Origin of the sequence: Streptomyces ruber (assembly GCF_014648075.1) — a bacterium.
GTDB classification, from domain to species: domain Bacteria; phylum Actinomycetota; class Actinomycetes; order Streptomycetales; family Streptomycetaceae; genus Streptomyces; species Streptomyces ruber.
In genome coordinates this window covers 1-14,211 of record NZ_BMQK01000019.1, presented here as the reverse complement: position 1 = coordinate 14,211, position 14,211 = coordinate 1, and the positions used below count along the sequence as shown (strand labels likewise).

The following is a 14,211-nucleotide window of genomic DNA, read 5'->3' as shown; positions in this document are numbered from 1 at the left end:
GCTGGGGCAGGGGGAGCTGGACACCGACGAACCTAAATGAAAATGATTTTCGAATCAACTAGTGGACAGGTCGTTGCCGCCGATCCGCGTCAGGACCCGCAGTCCGACGTCCGGGGCGCCCGTCGGCCGGAAGGACAGGCCGGCCCCGGCCGCCTCGGCCGCCAGCGTCTCCTCCGGAGCCACCCACCAGCGGTACTCCACCGACGCCTGCGTCAGCGGACGGCCCCGGCGCAGGGTCCGGTACTCCATGTGCCAGGTGATCTCATCCGCACCCGAGGGCCGTGCGCTCGCCCACCCCTCATACTCCAGCTGGCCGACGGCGACATGGGCCATCCGCACCCGCTCCACGGCCGTCGGCTCGAACGGCGGAGCGATGTTCACCACCAGCACTCCGCCGGGGGCGAGATGCCGGGCGGCGTGGGCCCACAATGCGCGCCTCTGTGCCGGAGGCAGGTGCCCCAGCATGTTCAGCGCCACCACGGCGCGCACACCGTCGGGCCAATCGAAATCCGCGCAGTCACCGGCGATCACCGTGACCCGTCGGCGCAGTTCGGGATCGTCGTGAACGCGCGCCAGCAAGACGGCGCGCATGGCGACGGAGGGCTCGACGGCCAGGATCGGCGTCCGGGGGAGTGCGTCGTGGATGACGCGCACGCCTCGGCCGGATCCGGCCCCGAGATCCACCACCGCTCCGGTCTTCGCCTCTGCGCCGGTCAATACGTCCGCCAGTGCCGGAGCCAGCGGCTGCCAGGCGTCGGCGATCATGATGTCGAGATACTCCGCGGACCGCTCGTAGGGGTCGCTCATCATCACTCCATGGATCGGGTGTCAGGACGCCCGCCGATGGGCGGGCGCGCGTACTCGGCGCTTCGGCCCGCCGTGGCCGAGGGCACGACCGGCGTCGCGGGTGCAGCCGATCCGTCGCATCGGGCGGCCGCGTCCACATCGCCGACATCGCCCGATGCCGGCCGCTGCTCGTGCGGACCGCGCGGCCGTGCACCTGTGGTGGCCGGGGCGTCCGGCCCTCCTCGGGATTCACGCAGCCGGGCTGGTCCGGCAGTACTCGCCGCTTGCGGGGCGGGTCGTCCGGTCCCACTCCTGTGGGGAGCGTGAGTCCGACGTGTGAGCGGCCGAAGCCCGGCCGAGACTACCTTTAATGAAAGTCGTATTCAATAACTCGGTCGCTCTGCCGCTTCGGTCTCTCGGTTGGGTCTGTCATCCCTGATGGAGCTCTCGTCCTGGTTCCCGGACGTCTCCGGACGGCGTTAGCCGAGGCACGGGGCCGATGACGTTGTGGCGAGGCCGTGCCCGGTTCCACTCGAATCCGTTGCACCGAGGCCGGGATCACGCAGTTGTCTGTCGTGCCCCAAGGGTGTCGTCGTGGTGTGGGCAGGCTCGGCTGCCGGTCATCCCTTCACAGGCGCGTGGTCCGGCCTTCAGGCACGGATCGGCCTTGGCGTGGGGCGCTCCGCGACGACCGACGGGATCGATCGGACGAACGACCGCGCCGCCGAAGCGGGTCCCGGACAGGCAGCGATCACGCGTCGGCCGTGTTCCGGCCTGCTCATGCCGTGGCCCGAACCGCTCCGATTGCGGAGTGCCTGCGCTGGTGGCTGTAGAAGCTGAGCCAGCGAAAGATCACGAGCCAGCCTCGTGCGTCGGCCGGCCGCGCCGGTTGGGCCGGGCATCCCGCCCGAGCGAGGCGAAGAATGTCTCCGCGGCGGCGTTGTCCGCGGAGACGCGAGCGCCTCCCGGACCGCAGGATCCCGGCGCGGTGGCTGGCGTCGGCGAACGCCTTCGACCCGTACTGAGCCTTGTGATCGCTGTGGAGATTGACGCTGTCCACCTGTCCGCAGCAAGTCCGGCCGGCCGCGTCGGGCGCGTCGATGACAGGCTCGGCACACTTGTCTTCGGTAATGGCGGCACACTCATACGATCAACTCGAGCGCAGCCGCATGCCCCGCAGGACGAGCCACCTCCATCCACTGATTCCGTCGGCGTGATGTCGTCGGGAGCTGACGACGGATGAAGGCTGCGGTATGTCCGGACCACACGGTGTGCAAGGTGTCGGTCTGAAGGGGGCGATCAGTTGCCGGCCTACTGATCGAAGGAACCCGCTGGCCAGTGACACGGAGGAAGCCCACGACTCCGACCGGGCCGGGCGCCGTGTGCTTCTGCCCTTGTCGGCCGGTGTCGGCTCACCTCGGACGGTCCCGGAACAGCCCGGTGTCTCGTTCTCCCGAAGGGGCGGCTACGCTCAGCCAGAGGCCAAAACGCTGACCGCCTGGCTCCCCGAGCTCTGGCCGGGTCCTGACGCGTGAGCCGGCCTCAGGGGCGCTGTGCGTTCTGCAGCCGCTCGACCTGCCGGCCGACCAGATCGGCGGGGAAGGACGCGCTGCCACCGACGTTCAGCTTCTGGAACGTCACGATCGTGTTCCCGGCCCGCACCACGGTGAACTGTTCGTTGCGCTCCCCGGGTTGCTCAGGGCCCATAGGGATGGTCTCCCTGAATCGCACGGCTTCGTCCCCGACGTCCGGGGCCTGCTCCATCGTCAGCGTGGACTTGAACTTCCCCACCCAGCCTGTGCCTTCGTACGAGCGGCAGGAGCCGAGTGCCTGTTTGAGCTGAGCGAAGGCCTGCCGGGCCTTTCCGTCTTCGTAAGCGGCAAGCGTCGAGCCGCCACCCCAGGCGTCACCCTTCCAGTTGAAGACCTGGAAGACGACGGTCGACGCGCGCTCCCCGTCGCGGATGTCGAGCACAGTCTGGCACGTGGGGTCGGACACCGGCGGAAAGGAGCGCTGTTCCTCTCTCGGCTCAGGGTCCCGCACCGCGATCCCGCCCTCGTGCGCCCCCGCGACCTCGCCCTCCTTGAAGGTGAGCGCCCGCAGCTGCGCCCGCGTCAGAGGCGCTACGGCGGTCTTGGCCGATGCGGTCGCCGGCGGCTCCACCGTATCTGTTCCTGCAGCCGGCCCCGCGGAGCACCCGGAGGCCATCAGGACCCCGGCAGTCACCGTGCCGAGTGCCGGCATAGACCGCAGCGCGCGGACGTCCATGGATGTCCCCCAAGGACCCGTGAGAGTGGAGACGTTGACGGTAGCCGTGTCGGGTCGCTCATGACCAGGAATTTCCGACGAAACCACGGGCGCAACGGCCACTGGGATGTGCTGAGCCGGCCAGTGACCGCGCACGCGCGGGAATGATCGGCTGCAGTCGTGCGTCAGTCCCCGACGACATCACGCCCGACGGACTCAACACTCCGGTTCTCCGGCCTTCGGCACTTGCATCGGATGCATCTCGGCTCGAATGCGGTGCGGGCGGACAGGGTTCCTCCACCGTCCGGCCTGGTCACGGACGACATCGACGGCGACCTCCAGCACGACGTCGGGTGCCACCAGAACCACGTCGAGGGTGCGCTGGATGCCCCGGCCGGCGAAGAACGTCCACCCCCCGACCACGGATGCGCGCCCGCGGGCGGGGGCATCGGACAACTGGGCCGCCCGGCCGCCAAGGCATGGAACGCGATCGGACCGCACTCGCTCGCCACCAACGACAAGCCCGCTGGCAGTGCGGACCGCATCGCCAGCATCGTCACCGCCGACACCGGACCGGGACCGCCGGGTGGGCATGGGGCTCGTCGAGGACACCGGCTTCGCCGCGCTCGACGCCGGGACGCTGGCGGACTCATGGCGCCGGCAGCCCGGTGCCCCCTGCCACGGCACGGACCTCACCCGCGAGGAAATGCCGGGCGCGCCGGCGGCGGCCGAGGCCGGGCGCCTGCCGACACGGCGCGACCTGGCAGTTCGCCCGATCCAGGAGAGGGTCGGGGACAGCGTGACGAACCCGCCCCCACGTCCCCCCGCTTCCTCGAAGGCGTGAGCGCCCCGCGAAGAGCCGTGGGCCGCAAAGCCACGGGACATCGCGAATAGGCCCCGGCCGGCTCATCGTGAGCTGGGAGGCAGTGAAGGGTACGCGTGAGACGGCGACTCGGTGAGACCCGGAGACAGGTCACATGACGCCGCCGGGCCCGGTGTCCGCCGGCAGCTGGGCGAGGGCCGCCGCCCGGATCTCAGGGAACGCCGGTGTCATGGCGGTGCCGTTTCTCGGGCGCAGCAGCACCCGCCCGCCCGCGTACACGGCGAGTCGGGCGCGCCGTGTTGACTGAACTAACCGATGAACATCCCGCACGACAGGTGGGGTTCGGCCTCGCGACTGACGGGCCGACCGAGACTGCGAGGGAGGGCTCCCCTGACCTGAACACTGACCGTTCCCCGGCCTGCGTCCTGATCGCCCCTGAGGGGTCCCCGACCCGACCCGGAGAAAACCCTGACAGGGGCACCACCGGGGAGGCAGTGCATCTACCGTGGCGACGGTGCCCCGGCCGGGTCCGCATGTCTTCCGCATCCGCTGTCTTCACGAGGAGGGTCCATGCCGTTCAGGGGCAGATCCGCACTGCGGCGCATCCCCGCGCGGGGCACGGCCATGGCCGTGGGCGCCGCCATGGCCGTCATCACCGGCCTCGCCGCCGCTCCCGCCGTCCACGCGTCGCCGTCTGCCGGCGAGGCCCTGCGGTGGGCACCGTGTGACGACCCGGCACAGCCGGGAGCCGAGTGCGCCACTCTTTCGGTGCCGGTCGACTGGGCCCGCCCGGGCGGGCCGAGACTCGACCTGGCCGTGGCCCGCCGCCAGGCGACCGACCCCGGCGCACGCGTCGGCTCGCTGGTGTTCGGCCCCGGCGGGCCGGGCGACTCGGGGGTGGAGATGGTGGTGGGCCGTGTCGGCCGGTTCAGCCCCGAAGTCCGCAGCAGGTTCGACATCGTCGGCTTCGACCCGCGCGGCGTGGGCGGCAGCAACCCGGTGACCTGCTCCGGCGACCTGCTGGCCGAGCGGCCGTCACCGGAGTTGAGGAGCCAGGCGGACTTCGACGCCACCGTGGTGTACAACAGGCGGCTCCGTGCGGACTGCCGGGCCCGTACCGGCCCGGTGTTCGACCACCTCGACACCGCCCAGACGGTCCGGGACCTGGACGCCCTCCGAGCCGCCCTCGGCGAGCGGGAACTGACCTTCCACGGCAGCTCGTACGGCACGCTGCTCGGTGCGCAGTACGCCGAGACCTACCCGCGCCGCGTGCGTGCGATGGTGCTGGAGAGCGTCATGGACCACAGCGTCCCGACCGCCCGTGCCTTCCTGCAGGCCGAGGCGGCCACGGCACAGGATTCGTTCCAGGAGTTCGTGAAGTGGTGCGACGGTGCCGCGGACTGCGCGCTGCAAGGCCGCGACGTCCGCGCCGTCTGGCAGGGCCTGCTGGCCCGGGCCGGGCGCGGCGAGCTGGAGGACCCGGCGAAACCGGGCACCTCGCTGTCGTCTTCGGACCTGGTCAACAAGATCGCGTTCCGGAGGTTCTACGAGGCCGACTACGCGGGCCTGGCCACGGCGATCGCGAGGATGGAGGTGAGCAGGCCATTGCCCGCGTCGCCCACCTCGACAGCGCCGCTGCACCCGGCGACCCCGGTCTTCTGCTCGGACTGGCACCTGCCAGTGCGCGACTACCGGGAGTACGCCTCGCTCGTCGCCATGATGAACAGGACCGCGCCCGACCTGCCGTACCTGCTGCCGCTCCACATGGTGGCGGCGTGTCAGGGCGCGCCGACCGCCAACCCGCAACACCGCCTGCACGTACACGGTGCCTCTCCGATCCTGGTGTCCAACGCGCTGCACGACCCCGCCACCGGCTACCCGTGGGCGGTCTCGGTGGCCCGGCAGCTCGGCCGCAGCGGCGTGCTCCTCACCTACGAGGGCCAGGGGCACGGCAGCGTCACCCGCGGTCCGTGCATGGAGGACGCCGTGGACAGCTACCTGGCCGACCTGGCAGTCCCACCACGGGGCACCAACTGCCCCGCCGTGCCGTCGTGACACGCTCGCCGATCCGAATCCGTCTGGCTAGGAACACTGACCCGGGTGCTGTGACCGGAAACGATCACCGGGGCTGCTGCCGGCTCACTGCCGAGCCTCGAATCGTCATCACCTAGGGGACAGACCTGATGCGGCGCTGCTCCGTGCTCATTACCGTCGGAGTCGCGGAGCGGTGCCGGCAGCTTGAGGGAGACGTGACGGCTGTGGATGAGCCTGGGACGTACGAGATCCGAATCCATGGATGCCTGAGCGCGCAGGAGGCGTTGGTGCTCAAGGAGCCGGTCACGCGTCTGCTGTGTCCGGACCCCGACCACGCGCCGCCATGTGACGTGCCGTGGAGTTGCTTCACCGCGGGTGACGACGAGCGGGCTGACGACGGCAGCGAGGCCACGGTCCTTGTCCTGGGCGTCTACGCAACAGCCAGGCGGGCCGCGCAGGTGGCCGACCAGGTGCGCGGTGTTGTGGGCGAGACCCGGCCGGTCACGGTGAGCGCGGCTGCTGCCGGACAGTTCGAGGAGCTGGCGGAGCAGTATCGAATCGAACGCGCTGTCCGGCAGAGCTGAACGAGCAGGGCGCTGGTCTGGAGTGTCCAGTGCTGTGATCGCGTGGATTCGCCGGGTTGTCCAGGCTGCGGTTCTGAGAGGGCGTCCGCCCCAGCGGACGCCCTTCTCGCTGCGGATGCGGCCCCTTCTTTGCGTTCGGCGGCCAGGACGTCGCGGTGGCGGGCGTTGGCGTTGCGCCAGCGCAGGTGGGCGTGCAGCGTCCGGTCTGCTCGGTGTGGTTGGGGTGGTGGGAATTGGCGATGGTGGACTGCCTCAGCGGTCCGGAGTGCGCAGCGATCGCGTTCGCCCAGGAGGCGTAGGTCGGCGTGAAGCGCAGTTCGACCTTGTTCTTCTTCGCCCAGCAGCAGCGGATGTCGCTGTTCTCGTGGCCGACCAGGCTGCCGAGGATGACGTCAACGGGTGCGCCGTCGGATCGGGCGGCGCGGGGCGACTTCAGCGCGGCCAGCGTGTTTGCGGCGCCCTTCCTGCGGTGGTTGACGCCCCACAGGCGGTCGTGCCCGACCGGGCAGCAGCCTCGGAAACTGCGCGCACCCCGCGGGTGCGGTGCAAGATGGCGGGCACCCGGTCAGGGCGTTCGGCGGGAGATCCCGCCGGAGCCGGCGGTAGGTCGGATACCGAGTGGGCCGAACTCGTCGAAGGCGAAGACCCAGTCGGGGAAGTGGTCCAGCACGTAAGAAGGCGTCTTCAAGATGCAGTTGCTGCCGATCGGCACGATTCGTCGTCCACGAATCGATGACCCACTGGAACGGCGTCCGTGCCCCCGGGCCCGAGAGCCGTTCCCGGCGCTCTTCACCACGCGGCGCGCCCCTGACCGCCGCGCATAGCGTCCTCGCGTCCACGCCGGCCGGGAGCGGGGCATTGCCCACCCGTCGGCTGTACAGACGCCGTACCGGCACTTCTCCTCCCGGCTCACCGGAAGGTACCCCGCTCCTGGTCGACACCACGCATGGAAGTTCACGCGTTCCGTCGGCCTGCTGAGCTTCTCGAAGGTTGCCGGAGGCAGGTTCGAGCGCACCGGGCAGCAGCCCAACGGCGCGACACCTGGGTGAGAATGCCCGGCCCGCGGTTGAGCGATGCTGATCGTGAATTCCGCGCTTCGGCAGTCCTGCGGGGAATCGTCTGCCGGAATCGACGCGGCATACCGCCGCGTCTGCTCCTCGGCGGGCGCGTGCCGGGTAACCAGCAGCTCATAGGGGTAGCGGGCGGGTGACTCATGGGCATTGCGGGCGTCGCTGAAGTACACCTCGACCGCTTCGGGTTCCCCGGACCGGGGTCTCACATTCCTCACAGAATGCAATCCCACCGTTCGAACCAGCCACTGTCTGTCAGAGCCGGTTCGAGCAGCCGGGCTACGGTGTCGACCGGCTCCTCCCAGCCGTGCACGGCCGGACTCCGGGCCAGCACCTTCTCCAGCTCAGCTCGGCGAACCGGTCACCGGTCGGCTTCGGCAGTTCCGGCGGTCCCGCGGAGGCCAGGGCGGCCGTGTCGCCCTCGCGCCAGGCCCGCCGCCGGCGCTCCACCGACCGCTCACTCACCCGCAGCTCCTTCGCGTTCGCCGCGTTCCTCTCGCGCCGCGCGAACCTGCAGCTGCACCACGTCCGGGACGGCGAGCAGCTCGGTGATCACCGTTTCCGGTTCCTGGCCGTCGTGCACCGTGGCCGCGTCGTGGATCCAGCCGCGATCGTCGTAGGCCCACAGCACCTGCGGCCGTCCCCGCCCGTCCGGCTGATACCCGACGATCCCCGCGGGGCCCGTGCAGGGATCGGCGTGCGCGAGCACAGCCCCGACCTTGCGGTAGGGAGGGGCGGGAAGCGGCGGCAGGTAACCGAAGAGAAGCAGCTCGTCCCCGGACCCGGCGTCGCGCAGGCAGCATCGGAAGGGCTCGCGCCCTCGGTGGTGATGCGCTCCGCCCGGTGCCCCGAGGCATCGACTCCACCCGCCCGTGGCCGGGCTCTGTTCGTCCATGTCGCCCGGTGTGGTTCCGGACGGTGGGCTGTCGCCCCGAGTGCCCGGCGGAAGGGCACGCACAGCGGTGAGGTGTCGCGTGTGGGGGCCGGCTGCTGTCCTTCCGGTACGACGCGGTACGGCGGACGCGCAGGTTTTCACCCTCGGGTCGTGCCGTCCGAGGCGGCTTCGGGTTTCATGTGGAGGATCTCGCGGGCCTGTTCGGCGGCGCGGGTGGTGCTCTCGCTGACGAAGTCGAGGAAGCGGGCGGCGTTCTCGAGGCGGGCGGCGGCCGGGGTGCCGGATCCGAGGATGGTGACGCCCTGTCGTGCGGTGGTGACGACCTGGGTGAGTGCACGGGCACTGGCCATCATGGACTGGTACCAGACGTCGTCGTCGACGATGTAGCGCTCGCGGCGGCGTTCGTTGCGCTCCCGGCGGACGAGGCCCTGCTCCTCCAGGAAGCCGATCGCCTTGGAGACGGTGGCCGGGCTGACCTCGAGGCGTGCGGCGAGTTCGGCTGCGGTGAGGCTGCCGGAGTCGGTGGTGTAGAGGCAGGCCGTCACCCGGGCCGTCATCCTGGGCAGGCCGGAGGCCATGAAGACGGTGGTGAGCGTCTCCTCGTACGCGCGCACGGCCTCGGCGTCACGTCCGTGCGGCTGCGGGACCGGCTGCGCCGCCCGGGGCGAGGCCGGCCTGCGCCGGTGGGCGCGGCGTTCGGTGGCGCGGTGGGCCAGGTCGGCGCGGTAGGAGAGGGGGCCGCCGTTGCGCAGCACCTCGCGCGTGACCGTCGAGGTCGGGCGGCCCAGGCGTCTGGCGATCTCCGCGTAGGCGAGGCCGTCGGCGAGCCCCGATGCGATGTGCTGCCGTTCGGTCTGGGTGAGCCTGCCTCCCGGCATCGCGGTCTCCTTCGTGCTGCTCCTCGGGTGTCGCCACTGTAGCGTCCACCTGTAACCCATTGCAATGAACCTCTGGTTGCTATTGCTTTCCTTTCATCGATGTTGCAACGATTTCTCACCTTTGACCAGCCCTTATGTCGGCAGCGCGCAACGTAACCATTGCTGGATTAGTGAACGCAACGTAGCGTTGCCGGTGTCGGAAACAAAGCGCCGAAGGAGAGCACGATGCAGAGGTTCGACACACCCGAGCCGGTCTCGGCCGTCCTCGACATCCCCGCGGGACGCATCCGGTTCATCGCCGCCGACCGGGTCGACACCACGGTCGAGGTACTGCCCGCGGACGCCACGAGGGGCCGCGACGCGCAGGCGGCGGAGCGAATCACGGTCGAGTACGGTGACGGCGTGCTGCGGATCGCGGCCGATCCCTCGAGAAGCCGGCTGCTCGGCCCCTGCGGAGCCGTCGAGGTCACCGTCCAGCTGCCCGTCGGCTCCCGCGTCGAGGCCAAGACAGGCGACGCCGAGCTGAGGGGCGTGGGACGCCTCGGTGAAGTCACCTTCGAGAGCGCGCACGGCTCGGTCAAGCTCGACGAGGCCGTCAACGCCCGCCTCGTCCTCCAGGCGGGCGACGTCTCGGTCGGCCGCCTGGCCGGCGCCGCGCAGATCCGCACCGCGAAGGGCGACATCCGCATCGCCGAGGCCGTCCGCGGCACGGTCACGCTGCGCACCGAGACCGGCGGCATCTCGGTCGGCGCCGCCCGCGGCGTCTCCGCCTCCCTGGACGCGGGCACCGCCCACGGACGGATCCACAACGCGCTCAGAAACGACAATGGCGCCACCGGCCTGGAGATCCACGCGACCACCGCCCACGGCGACATCACCGCCCGCAGCCTCTGAAGCAGCGCTCCCACCGCCCCTCGACCATCCCGGAGGACACCAATGTCCCGCCACCTCAGAATCAGCGTCGCCGACACCGAGCTGGACGCCAACGACACCGGTGGCCATGGCCACCCGGTGTTACTGCTCAACGGCATGTACGCCACCCAGCGCTACTGGAAGGCGGTACTGCCCCTCCTGACTGACCGGTATCGCGTGGTCACCTTCGACGGACGCGCGCGCGGCAGGTCGGGTGTCTCCAGCGACTACTCCTTCGCCGGCTGTCTGGACGACATCACCGCCGTCCTCGATGCCACCGGCCTCGCGCGGCCGGTCCTCGCCGGCTGGTCGCACGGCGCGGCGCTCGCCGTCCGGTATGCCGCCCGGCATCCGGAGCGGGTCGGGGGAGTGGTCTGCGTCGACGGTGCTTACCCCATGGCACCCATCGACGACGCCTTTCGGGAACGGGTCCGCAAGCTGTTCCGTCGGAACGCGGTCCCCATCAGGATCCTGGCCGCGCTCGGCCTCGGTGCCCGCATGTCGGCGGCACAGGCGGCCGAGGCGAACATCGAGTTCAACGAGGTGCTCGCCGGGTTCGCCGCCGACTACGCGCAGATCAGGTGCCCGGTGAAGTTCATCAGGGCCAGCGGGAAGCACATGGGTGCCACCGACGAGGAGGTGCGCACGATGCGTGCCGGACTCGATCCCGTCGTCGCGAGCAACCCCCACGTCACCGTCTTCGCGACCGTGCCCTCCAACCACAGCCGGATCGTCGCCCGGCACCCCGACGTCATCGCTGCCGCCGTCGACGCCGTCGCGAACCAGACCCGCCACCACTGACCCGCGAGGCGCAAGCGGGGCGTGGGCGGTGGGCTGATGCCCCGGCATCGGGCATCAGGCGTCGAGCTCACCGGTCGGCTGCAGCGTGGCCTGCTCCTCGCCGCGCAGGAGAGCGAACCGTGAATCGGATACCCGCTCGGACCATTCGATGTCTCATCCGCCCGTACTCGGCGCCTGTACTTGCCCGGCAGCGTGAGGCCACGGCCGGACGCGCGTCTGGCCTTTCGCATACACCGGCCCGCCCGCCGGCGCCCCGATGTACTGGGCGGGCCCGCGGGGGCGAAGCGGAGAGGCGGTGGCAGGGCGCGGGCGACGTCGATCAGGGCTTCCAGCGCGCGGGATCTCCACACCGTACCGACCCGGACCACGTCGAGCCCCCGGCGACCGCTGCGGACCCGGCCCGGCCACCACCGCTTCTGGGGAGCGGACCCGTCACTGCTGTGGTCCTCGCGTCGTTCGGAGGCGATGGCACGAGCGCGACCCGGCACGGACCTGCCGGTGCCGGCCCATACGAACGGGTCCGGTGTCGCGCGCAGACGCGGTCACCCTTGTCGCGCAGGGCTGCCGTGGAGGTCGAGAATCCAGTTCTGGCCGACGAGGTCGTGGCCGAACCCGCGGTGAGGCGCCTCGTCGGCGAGGGCGAACCCGAAGTGTTCGTAGATACGGCGGGCGGACACCAGGTTGTCGGTGGTCCACAGGGTCACGCGCCGGTATCCGGCCGCACGGGCGAAGGCGAGGGACTGCTCGACGAGGCGGGTGCCCAGGCCGAGGCCCCGGGCGGCCGGGGTGACGAGCAGGACGCGCAGCTTGGCCACCCCCGGTTGGTCACCGGCGACCAGGAACACACAGCCCACGCGTTCGCCGTCGATCTCGGCGATCCAGCCCGCCTCCGCGGCAGGCGAGTGCTTGGCCGCGTAGTCTCCGACGATCTTGGCCACCAGGGCCTCGAAGTCGGCGGTGAAGCCGAACTGCCGGGCGTACAGCTCGCCGTGAGTCATGATCACCCAGCCCAGGTCACCGGGGCGGTCGGCATGGCGGATCAGAACCTGTCGCTGCGCAGCTTCCTTCGGCATCGCGTACTCCCCGAGACTGTCCGTGACGCGCTGTTACTGACACGATCGTGTCAGTTCCCTTAGGCTAGATCCATGTCCTCGAAGACCGCAAACCCGTCCGCGCGGCAGACCCAGTTGCTCGAGGCCGCCTACGAGTACGTGCTCGCCCACGGTCTGGCCGATCTGTCGTTGCGCCCGCTGGCCGAGGCCATCGGCTCCAGTACACGGGTGCTGATGTTCCTGTTCGGCAACAAGGACGGGCTCGTGCGGGCGCTGCTGGAGCGGGCCCGCGCCGATGAGCTGGCGCTGCTGGCGCGCCTCCGTCACGCCGACCGCCCGGCCGGCCTGGCACAGGCGGCCGAGCAGGTGTGGGCGTGGCTCGCCGCCGACGAGCACCGTCCGCTGCTGCGGCTCTGGGTCGAGGCGTACGCCCGTTCCCTCGTCGAGCCCGACGGCCCCTGGGCCGGGTTCGCCGGGACCACCGTGGACGACTGGCTCGACGTCCTGGCCGCCTGCCAGCCGCAGCCGGAACGGGACGGCGAAGACGGCGCCGCCCGCCGCACCCTGGTGCTGGCGGTGCTGCGAGGGGCGCTGCTCGATCTCCTGGCCACCGACGACGAGCGCAGGGTGACTGCCGCTGTCCACCGGCAACTGGCACTCCTGCGCCGCGAGGACCGCGGCAACGCGTGACTGCGGTACGGCTGACCGGGCGGTCGACGGCAATGCGTCACCCGACGTCCAGTCACTGGTCCGTGCACGGTCCGACGCGGCCACCAAGTGATGCCGCGCCGGGCCGCTGACGGCGAGCGCCGCCTCGGACAGCGGCAGTACGACGGACCACGGCACCCGCCGGACGCCCGCGCCGTCCGTACGGGCGGCCTCGTCCAGCTCTTCCGGGATGCCCCGGAAGGGCCGCGCAGCACGGCGAGGCCGTATCCTCGCCCGGCAGCAGCACGAGCAGCGCTGCGAGCAGTGCCAACATGTTGAGCAGCGGGGCCGGCAGAGGCGCCGGGAGCTGCCCGGCCAGCGGCGCGTAGGCGCACAGCAGCCTTGCCATCAGCCGGGCCGCAGGCCGTGCCCATGGCGCCGTCCGCCTGGAATTCCACGGACCTGCCCTTCGCGTACCGCCGGGCGTCCCACGACGCGTGTTCATCTGCCGTCTCATTATTTCGGCCCACCCTTCAAAAACGTATTCCCGTCGTTCTCCACCGGTTCCTGAACAGGGGATCGCATGAGCGTGAAGGATCGGCAGGGCTCATGAGGGGGCTCATGAATCGCCGCCCATGCTCACGCCAACTCGGCGCCGCTATGCTCCTGTTGGAGCACTGGCCGGCTTCCGGAGGAGGTGGCGCGTGACCGAACCGGCAGCGGGGAAGCAATCCCGACCGCGACGGAATGTCCGGCTCGAAAGTCTGATCGAGGAATCAGGCATGAGTCACAAGAGACTCGCCCACCGCCTCAATCACATCTGCCAGTCCCATGGAATCACCAGCGAATACACGCACACGTCCGTCGCCAACTGGTGCCGACGCGGGGTACGGCCGCGCTGGCCCGTTCCCCGGCACCTGTGCGACGTCCTGTCCGAGGGACTGGGCCGGCCGGTGAGTCCGGAGGAGATCGGTATGGACCGGCCCGGCCATCTGGACCAGGACTCCGGTCTGGACTTCCCGCGGGACCAGCGCGACGCGATCACCGAAGCCTCGTCGTATTGGAGCACCTTGAACCGGCGGACCTTCCTCGCCAGCTCGCCGTTCGTCGCCTCGGCCTTCTCGGATCCCGTGACCCGCTGGCTGGTCAACCCGACCGAGCCCCTCGCGCCGTCTTCCGGCCGCATCACCGTGGGACCGCTGCACATCCGGGAACTGCGGGCCGCGGCCGACTCCGCGCGACTGTGGGACTCCCGCTTCGGCGGGGCGACCTGGAAGTCACCCTCCCTCACGGCGTACCTCTACGAGCGGGTCACCCCGCTGCTCGGCGGGCGCTACACCGAGCGCGACGGCCGCGACCTGTTCTCGGTGACCGCAGAGATGGCCCGCCTAGGGTCTGTTGCGAAAGTGGATCTTGTTCGTTGATGATCACGTCCTGTGGGACGTGGGGATCTGACAAACGACCAGTGGGCCCGGCTTGAG

The 14,211-nt window shown here is 70.5% G+C and carries 12 protein-coding genes and 1 pseudogene; 7 read left to right on the top strand and 6 right to left on the bottom strand.

All coding sequences use genetic code 11. From position 1 onward, the window contains the following. Positions 1 to 54: 54 nt before the first annotated feature. Both IEZ04_RS29165 and IEZ04_RS29160 read right to left on the bottom strand, forming a co-directional pair. Complete coding sequence (locus IEZ04_RS29165) at positions 55 to 807, bottom strand: class I SAM-dependent methyltransferase (RefSeq protein WP_189219990.1); 753 nt, start codon at positions 805 to 807, stop codon at positions 55 to 57. A 1,521-nt stretch (positions 808 to 2,328) separates the two neighbouring features. Beyond that, positions 2,329 to 2,949: a hypothetical protein gene (locus IEZ04_RS29160; RefSeq protein ID WP_189219989.1), complete on the bottom strand. Its 621-nt coding sequence runs from the start codon at positions 2,947 to 2,949 to the stop codon at positions 2,329 to 2,331. 676 nt (positions 2,950 to 3,625) lie between these two features. Here IEZ04_RS29160 and IEZ04_RS35245 point away from each other — a divergent pair. The 3 genes from IEZ04_RS35245 to IEZ04_RS29145 all read left to right on the top strand — a co-directional run bounded on the left by IEZ04_RS35245 (position 3,626) and on the right by IEZ04_RS29145 (position 6,474). Then, positions 3,626 to 3,877 carry a hypothetical protein gene (locus IEZ04_RS35245; protein WP_229821352.1) on the top strand — a complete coding sequence of 84 codons (252 nt, stop codon included), beginning with the start codon at positions 3,626 to 3,628 and terminating at the stop codon, positions 3,875 to 3,877. 549 nt (positions 3,878 to 4,426) lie between these two features. Next, a complete protein-coding gene (locus tag IEZ04_RS29150; protein WP_189219988.1) occupies positions 4,427 to 5,911 on the top strand; it encodes an alpha/beta hydrolase in 1,485 nt (494 codons plus the stop codon). A 194-nt stretch (positions 5,912 to 6,105) separates the two neighbouring features. Then, positions 6,106 to 6,474 (top strand): hypothetical protein, encoded by a 369-nt coding sequence (locus tag IEZ04_RS29145; protein ID WP_189219987.1) that lies wholly within the window; start codon positions 6,106 to 6,108, stop codon positions 6,472 to 6,474. 63 nt (positions 6,475 to 6,537) lie between these two features. On the opposite strand, the pseudogene IEZ04_RS35855 reads toward IEZ04_RS29145, so the two are convergent. The 3 genes and pseudogenes from IEZ04_RS35855 to IEZ04_RS29135 all read right to left on the bottom strand — a co-directional run. Beyond that, positions 6,538 to 7,144, bottom strand: a pseudogene (locus IEZ04_RS35855) (IS630 family transposase); the annotation flags it as partial. Positions 7,145 to 8,001: 857 nt separating this feature from the next. Continuing rightward, on the bottom strand, positions 8,002 to 8,439 hold the full coding sequence (locus IEZ04_RS29140; RefSeq protein ID WP_229821351.1) for a DUF1203 domain-containing protein: 438 nt from the start codon (positions 8,437 to 8,439) through the stop codon (positions 8,002 to 8,004). A gap of 137 nt (positions 8,440 to 8,576) precedes the next feature. Continuing rightward, positions 8,577 to 9,317, bottom strand: coding sequence for a GbsR/MarR family transcriptional regulator (locus IEZ04_RS29135; protein WP_189219986.1), 741 nt, complete (start codon positions 9,315 to 9,317; stop codon positions 8,577 to 8,579). Positions 9,318 to 9,542: 225 nt separating this feature from the next. On the opposite strand from IEZ04_RS29135, the gene IEZ04_RS29130 reads away from it, so the two are divergent. Then, a complete protein-coding gene (locus tag IEZ04_RS29130) occupies positions 9,543 to 10,211 on the top strand; it encodes a DUF4097 family beta strand repeat-containing protein (RefSeq protein ID WP_189219985.1) in 669 nt (222 codons plus the stop codon). A gap of 42 nt (positions 10,212 to 10,253) precedes the next feature. Then, positions 10,254 to 11,030 carry an alpha/beta fold hydrolase gene (locus IEZ04_RS29125; protein WP_189219984.1) on the top strand — a complete coding sequence of 259 codons (777 nt, stop codon included), beginning with the start codon at positions 10,254 to 10,256 and terminating at the stop codon, positions 11,028 to 11,030. Between the two features lie 542 nt (positions 11,031 to 11,572). Here IEZ04_RS29125 and IEZ04_RS29120 read toward each other — a convergent pair. Continuing rightward, entirely contained in the window at positions 11,573 to 12,103 is a 531-nt protein-coding gene (locus tag IEZ04_RS29120; protein WP_189219983.1) for a GNAT family N-acetyltransferase, read from the bottom strand. A gap of 72 nt (positions 12,104 to 12,175) precedes the next feature. On the opposite strand from IEZ04_RS29120, the gene IEZ04_RS29115 reads away from it, so the two are divergent. Further along, the gene (locus IEZ04_RS29115) at positions 12,176 to 12,772 is read left to right on the top strand and encodes a TetR family transcriptional regulator (RefSeq protein WP_189219982.1); all 597 of its coding nucleotides are present in this window, start codon (positions 12,176 to 12,178) and stop codon (positions 12,770 to 12,772) included. 593 nt (positions 12,773 to 13,365) lie between these two features. Then, on the top strand, positions 13,366 to 14,154 hold the full coding sequence (locus IEZ04_RS29110) for an NsdA family TPR-like regulatory protein (protein WP_487222068.1): 789 nt from the start codon (positions 13,366 to 13,368) through the stop codon (positions 14,152 to 14,154). Positions 14,155 to 14,211 lie beyond the last annotated feature (57 nt).

Bases quoted from the DNA above. Each gene is read 5' to 3' on its own strand.
- IEZ04_RS35245 (WP_229821352.1), top strand. From the start codon at position 3,626: ATGGGGCTCGTCGAGGACACCGGCTTCGCCGCGCTCGACGCCGGGACG.
- IEZ04_RS29150 (WP_189219988.1), top strand. From the start codon at position 4,427: ATGCCGTTCAGGGGCAGATCCGCACTGCGGCGCATCCCCGCGCGGGGC.
- IEZ04_RS29125 (WP_189219984.1), top strand. From the start codon at position 10,254: ATGTCCCGCCACCTCAGAATCAGCGTCGCCGACACCGAGCTGGACGCC.
- IEZ04_RS29130 (WP_189219985.1), top strand. From the start codon at position 9,543: ATGCAGAGGTTCGACACACCCGAGCCGGTCTCGGCCGTCCTCGACATC.
- IEZ04_RS29135 (WP_189219986.1), bottom strand. From the start codon at position 9,317: ATGCCGGGAGGCAGGCTCACCCAGACCGAACGGCAGCACATCGCATCG.
- IEZ04_RS29115 (WP_189219982.1), top strand. From the start codon at position 12,176: ATGTCCTCGAAGACCGCAAACCCGTCCGCGCGGCAGACCCAGTTGCTC.
- IEZ04_RS29140 (WP_229821351.1), bottom strand. From the start codon at position 8,439: ATGGACGAACAGAGCCCGGCCACGGGCGGGTGGAGTCGATGCCTCGGG.
- IEZ04_RS29110 (WP_487222068.1), top strand. From the start codon at position 13,366: ATGCTCACGCCAACTCGGCGCCGCTATGCTCCTGTTGGAGCACTGGCC.
- IEZ04_RS29165 (WP_189219990.1), bottom strand. From the start codon at position 807: ATGAGCGACCCCTACGAGCGGTCCGCGGAGTATCTCGACATCATGATC.
- IEZ04_RS29120 (WP_189219983.1), bottom strand. From the start codon at position 12,103: ATGCCGAAGGAAGCTGCGCAGCGACAGGTTCTGATCCGCCATGCCGAC.